General features: G+C 70.6%; 8 protein-coding genes. 3 read left to right on the top strand and 5 right to left on the bottom strand.

Features of this window, described 5'->3' with window-relative positions; translation table 11 throughout:
- Window positions 1-256 precede the first annotated feature (256 nt).
- The gene (locus tag KSK32_RS32285; RefSeq protein WP_216935035.1) at window positions 257-637 is read right to left on the bottom strand and encodes an SCP2 sterol-binding domain-containing protein; all 381 of its coding nucleotides are present in this window, start codon (window positions 635-637) and stop codon (window positions 257-259) included.
- A 98-nt stretch (window positions 638-735) separates the two neighbouring features.
- The gene (locus KSK32_RS32280) at window positions 736-1,572 is read right to left on the bottom strand and encodes a peptidoglycan-binding protein (protein ID WP_254188913.1); all 837 of its coding nucleotides are present in this window, start codon (window positions 1,570-1,572) and stop codon (window positions 736-738) included.
- A gap of 116 nt (window positions 1,573-1,688) precedes the next feature.
- Here KSK32_RS32280 and KSK32_RS32275 point away from each other — a divergent pair, with 116 nt between their 5' ends.
- Window positions 1,689-2,903 (top strand): DUF2254 domain-containing protein, encoded by a 1,215-nt coding sequence (locus tag KSK32_RS32275; RefSeq protein ID WP_216935039.1) that lies wholly within the window; start codon window positions 1,689-1,691, stop codon window positions 2,901-2,903.
- A 70-nt stretch (window positions 2,904-2,973) separates the two neighbouring features.
- Window positions 2,974-3,363 (top strand): DUF4190 domain-containing protein, encoded by a 390-nt coding sequence (locus tag KSK32_RS32270; RefSeq protein WP_216935041.1) that lies wholly within the window; start codon window positions 2,974-2,976, stop codon window positions 3,361-3,363.
- 3 nt (window positions 3,364-3,366) lie between these two features.
- Here KSK32_RS32270 and KSK32_RS32265 read toward each other — a convergent pair whose 3' ends face one another.
- From KSK32_RS32265 to KSK32_RS32255, 3 genes are read right to left on the bottom strand one after another with little or no spacing between them, the layout of a single operon-like run.
- Window positions 3,367-3,783, bottom strand: coding sequence for a hypothetical protein (locus KSK32_RS32265; RefSeq protein WP_216935043.1), 417 nt, complete (start codon window positions 3,781-3,783; stop codon window positions 3,367-3,369).
- A gap of 38 nt (window positions 3,784-3,821) precedes the next feature.
- Window positions 3,822-4,193, bottom strand: coding sequence for a DUF1330 domain-containing protein (locus KSK32_RS32260; protein ID WP_216935045.1), 372 nt, complete (start codon window positions 4,191-4,193; stop codon window positions 3,822-3,824).
- Between the two features lie 34 nt (window positions 4,194-4,227).
- Window positions 4,228-4,497, bottom strand: a complete 270-nt coding sequence (locus tag KSK32_RS32255; RefSeq protein ID WP_216935047.1) for a BON domain-containing protein — start codon at window positions 4,495-4,497, stop codon at window positions 4,228-4,230.
- A gap of 652 nt (window positions 4,498-5,149) precedes the next feature.
- On the opposite strand from KSK32_RS32255, the gene KSK32_RS32250 reads away from it, so the two are divergent.
- Window positions 5,150-5,504: SCO5389 family protein (locus KSK32_RS32250; protein ID WP_216936551.1), on the top strand; the 355-nt coding region annotated here is incomplete at its 3' end.

Raw genomic sequence — 5,504 nt, 5'->3', positions numbered from 1 at the left:
TAGCGCAGGACGGAGATCTTCGCGTCGATGTAGTGGCTGGGCGACCCGGCACGAGGAAGTTAGTGGTGTCGTACGACGCTCCTCGTCAACCGACAGCGCGTTCAGTCGCTCCCCGTCCAGCGTCAGCACCAGGTGGACAGGAATCGCGTGTCGAAGGAGAAAGAGCCCGGGTCGGGTAGTCCAGCGACGGCTCGATGTCACCGCGCCGGTCGGGACACCAGGAACGTGTTGCCGTCCAGGATGCTGATCAATTCCTTCACGCCGGCGTCTCCGGTTCCACCGCATCCACGGTCCGAGGGTCACGCGCGTGCGGCGACGGCGGGAAGAACCGCCGGAACGCCAGGAACAGGGTCACGTCGCCGCTCAACGTGGCGTCGTTGCGCAGCAACGCGGCCACCGGCTGGGACTCACCCGTCACCAGCTTCTCGAACAGCTCGGCGTCACTGCGCCAGACCGTGTCCGCGTCGGCGTAGCCGGGGGCGGCGAGCGGCTTGCCCGCCTTCATCGTCACCACCCAGTGTTCGGTGTGCTCCCCGGTGTAGAGATCGACCCGGAGCACCCCGTCGACCGGGCTGCGCAAACCCTGCGGCGTCCTCGCCTGCAGCGTGCTGAAGAACTGCTCGACGAGCGCGTCCATGCCGCCACCCTAAGGGGTTTCGCACCCTATTGCCGGGAATGTCAGGATCAGGCGTCCGACAACCTCGCGCGGGCAACGGGTACGGCAGCGGTGTGCGTTCAGTACACCCAGAACCGGGTCTTCTTCGGCAGCACGTCCTGCGCCCACAGCCAGTCCATCGCCGGCAGCGTCACCCGCACACACCCGTGCGACGCCGGATACGGCGGGACACTGGTGTAGCCGTGGATCGCGATCCCTGCTCCTGGAAGTACTTCGGCGGTACAGCCGGCCGAGCGGGCCGTCGCGCCAGCCGTCGACCTGCCAGTCGATGGTCCACCTGCCGCGCGGGGTGTCCGCCAGGTAGGTCTCCCCTGGTGGGTGTAACGCTCGAACGTGCCGGTCGAGGTGTTGAAGATCCGACTCACCTCGCCGTCGTCGACGATCATCAGCAGTTGCCGGTCCAGGTCCACCTCGGCGAGGTGGCCGCCGGTGCTGCGGGCGTCCGGGCGCCTCCCGTCGTCGAGCGCGGCCCGGGTCTTCGCGCCGACGATCCCGTCGGGGCGCAGGCCGGCCGCCTTCTGGAGCGCGTACACCGCCTGCTCGGTGAGCAGGCCGAAGGTGCCGTCGGTTTCGCCGACCCAATATCCGAGCCGGTCCAGCCGCTTCTGCAGCGCCTGAACCCGGTCGCCGGTGTCGCCGCGTCGCAGGGCGTCCCGTACGTCGGCGTCGGCGGTGCTCGGCGGCGACGGGGTCGCCGAGGGCGCCGCCGTGGTCGGCGCGGGCGTGGACGCCTCGCCGGTCGTCGGAGCCGCCGGCGTTCCCGGCGGCGAGGCCGAGGGCACCGTGTGACTCGGGCCGGGTGAGGTCGGCTCCGGTTCCCGGCCGTCGGCGCAGCCGGCCGCGAGCACCAGCAGGGCGGCGCAGGTGACGGATGCCGTGATGTGTCGGCTCTTCATGATCAGCGTGCCGGAGTCCCGGCCCACCCCCTTCGTGCGTCCGTTCGAGGTCTCCCTTCAGGTAAACAGACCCGTCGGCAGGCATGCAAAAGGCACGCGCAGGGGACTACTGCGGGATGAGCAGCGCTCCGCGTACCCTCCGGTCCCGCCTGGCGGCGGTGTGGTCGGGATTCTGGCTGGTGCCGGCGGCGTTCGCCGCCGGGGCCGTGCTGCTGGCCCTCGGCCTGTCGGTGGCCGAGCTGCGACTGGGCCTGCCGACCGGCGGGATCCTGCCCAGCAGCGTGGCCGGCGCACGGTCGCTGCTGTCGTCGATCATCACCGCGATGATCTCGTTCACCGCGCTGGTCTTCTCCATCACCGTGGTGGCCGTACAACTCGCCAGCAGCCAGTACTCGCCCCGGGTGCTGCGGACCTTCCTGCAGGACCGGATCACCCAGGTCGCGCTGGGCACCTTCCTGGCGACCGCGCTGTTCGCCATGGTGGTGCTGGCGGCGCTGCCGGCCGACGTCGACGCCGACGCCCGGCTGCCCGATCTGTCGCTCGCCGTGACGATGACGCTCGTGTTCGCCAGCAGCGGGCTGTTCGTCTACTACCTGCACCACGTCACCACGGTCATGCGGGTCTCGCACATCATCGCGGCGGTCGGCGCCCAGTCCCGCCGCGTGATCGAGGAGCAGTATCCGGTCGGCCCGGCCGCCGCGCCCGTCACGCCGCTGCCACCGCCGGTGCAGGTGATCACCGCGGTGCAGCCCGGCATGGTCGAGCACGTCGACCTCGACCGGCTCGCCGCGCTGGCCCGCGAACACGACTGCGCCCTGTCGGTCCTGCCCGCGCCGGGCGACTTCGTGGTGGCCGGGCAGCCGCTGATCGCGGTCCATCCGCTGTCCGGCGGTCCCTTCCCTGCGGCCGTGCCGGAGGCGCGGGCGTGCGTCGCGGTGAGCCTCGGCGTCGAACGGACCCTGGGCCAGGACGTCGGGTTCGGGTTCCGCCAGCTGACCGACATCGCCGAGCGGGCCCTGTCACCCGGGATCAACGACACCACCACCGCGGTCCGCAGCGTCCAGGAGATGCACGACCTGCTGCGCCGCCTGGCCGGCCGGCCCGGTCACCGCATGCTCGTCGACGATCCCGACGGCACACCACGCGTACGGGCGCGGACGCAGGACTTCGACGGCTTCCTCGCGGTCGCGGTCGACGACGTCCGGCGGGCGGGACGTGACCAGCCGCGGATCACCCGCCTCCTGGACGACGTACTGGCCGACCTGCGTTCCGTGGCGTTGCCGGAACATCTGCCCGACATCACCCGCAGGACCGTGCACCGGGAAGCATGAGTCGCCGAAACCGGGGAAGGCGGCGGGCACGAGTCCGCGCCGCACGGCGTACTCACCCGGAGGGAGTGCCATGACCGCGTCCAGCGAGCCCGCCCGAGGAACAGGCGCGTCGACCCGCGCCGGCCGAACCGGTACGGCGGCCAAGACCAGCACAGCCGCCGCTCTCGCGCTCGTGTTCGGCGTGGCCGCCCTGTTCAGCGTGCTCACCGCCATCCTCGCCTGGATCGGCGTGGTGCTCGCCATCGTCGGCATCGTCCTGGGCATCGCAGGGCTCAAGATGGCCGCCCGACCGGGGGTGACCGGCCGGGGCGTGGCAATCGGTGGCCTCGTGCTCAGTGTGATCGCCCTGCTGCTCGGACTGGCGCTCGGTGCGGGCATCACCACGTTCCTCAACAACGAAAGCGCGGTGGACCGACTCCAGCAGCAGGTCGACGACCTGCGCGACCGACTCGACAGCTGACGGTCATTTCCACACGGTCACGTCCCCGGCGACGAGCGCCCGGCCGCCCTCGAAATCCCGATAGGGGCCGGAGGGCCCGAGCTCATAGCGGCCGGACAGGTCACGGTACGAGAAGTCGACGACCGTGCCGACCACGGTCACCAACTGCGGCGGTTCCGGGATGTCCGGACCGGCGGACAGCACCAGCAGCGTCCCGTCGGTGAAGTCGACGTCGCGCACCACGAAGGCGGTGCCGGTGATGACGCGGTCGACAGTGGCGGTCACGGTCAGACGCGAGCCCGCCTCGGCGCGCGCGACAGTGCCCAGCCGGACGGTGGAGGTCGGCTCCGGGGACGGCTGGGGGTCACGCGGCTGACGGGCGCAGCCGGCGACGAGCATCGTCGCTGCCGAGAGTGCTGCCAGCGCCCGGCGCGTGTCCACCCGCGGGCGTTCCCTCCCTCGCCGCGGCCGGCTGCGGCTCACTTCCCGGCCCACGGGAACGTGGGTTGCAGAACGGCCTCCTCCAGTGCCAGGGTCCGCCACCGGCTCACCTCCTGATACTCCGGGTCGGCGACCATCCGGCTGAACGCCGTCCGGCTCGGATAGCGCACCAGCAGCACCGCGTCCCACTGCTGCCCCTCCTCCGCCACCAGGGCCGGTCCACCTTCACCGGCGTAGAGCACCTTGCCGCCGTAGCGAGGCAGGAACGTCTCCCGTAGGGCGGCGCCGTACCGCGCGTAGGACTCCCGTCCCCCTTCGGCAAAACGCAGCAGGTTGAGCATGACCACCGGACCGTCGGGGTCGGTGGCGAGAAACGCCTTCAGGTCCTCACCGATGGGATCGACTGCCATGACCTGTTTCTCCTGTCGTCCTCGCCTGCCGGCGTCACGCCACGTACACCCTGACGTTGACATCGTGCACCCCGGAGACGGCCCACGCGAGTGCGCGTGCACGGGCCAGCGCCTCGGCCGAGCCGACCCGGCCCTCCAGGATGACGACCCGGTTCTGCGCCTCGACACAGATGCGCTCGTGGCGCAGCAGCGGGTCACGACTCATCTGCTCGACGACGTGGCACGCCAACCGAATGTCGTCAGTGACCGGGCCCTCGTGAAACAGCGGCGGCAGCCCTTCCGGAAAGAACCACGGGTGGGTCATGGCGGGTCTCCTCACATCGCGATCGGGTTCTTCAGGCCGTACCCCGATGGTTCGACCGGAAATACGACAAACCCGTGACGATCTGCACCCGCCTGTGCGACAGTTCGCCGCCTCGATCGATCGCCGCTCCGTTCCGCGCCGGCCGCGGTTTCTCCTGCTGGCCCCGGGCAGGGGACGACATGCTGCCGCGCCGGTCCGTCGGCGGGATCCCCTCGCCGGAGGTACCAGGCGCCGGCAGACAGCCCGCGCGACACTAACGCTTTTGACTATGGTTTGCACTGGCGATCCACCCGGCGCCCCGACCCTCGTCGCCTCTGGCACGGGCCGGCCGACGTGCGTCCGCAGGTGGGCGCCGCGCCGGCCGGGTCCGCCTCACCTGAGGTACCCCCTACCTCGCGGACGGCTTCACGATAATGAGTTCCGCTTCGATTGTCATCGGGAGCGGCCCCCCGGATACCCGCACCCCTGGCGACCTGAATCGGATCGCCTGTCACCGCTGGCGAGACAGCGTCCGGCCGCCGTCGCTGCCGCCCGGAGCGGCCCGCGCCGAGCGGGGTCCAGTGAGGACTGTTGACGAGCCGTACGACTACGTGGTGTGCTCCTTCCGTAACCCTAATGGTAGCGATGGTCGTTTCAGGTTCCTAGGAGGATCATGTCTCTCACCGTCCCACCTGCCCTGCTCGAAGCCGCCGAGGCGGGCCCCGTGGACGACGACGCCTTCGTCGCCTGTGTCCGCGACTCCCTCCCGTACGCCTGGGCCACCGTCACCCGGGTGGTCGCGGATCTACAGTCCTCCACCGGTGACTTCGCCGACAACGTCGTGCCGCCGCCGACCGAGGCGGAGCGGGGCCAGCTCTTGCGGGCGTTGGCCAGCGATGCGATCCGCTCAGGTCTGGAGCGCCATTTCGGGGTGAAGCTGGCATTTCAGAACTGTCACCGGGTGGCCGCGTTCCGGTTGAGCGCCGTCGACACCGACGTCTACCGCAGGTTCGTCTCGACCCGAGGGC

The sequence above is a fragment of the Micromonospora sp. WMMB482 genome (assembly GCF_019038635.1).
Lineage (GTDB): Bacteria > Actinomycetota > Actinomycetes > Mycobacteriales > Micromonosporaceae > Micromonospora > Micromonospora marina.
Note: the sequence above shows the minus strand (reverse complement) of the source record. Positions and strands in the feature narration are given on the sequence as shown.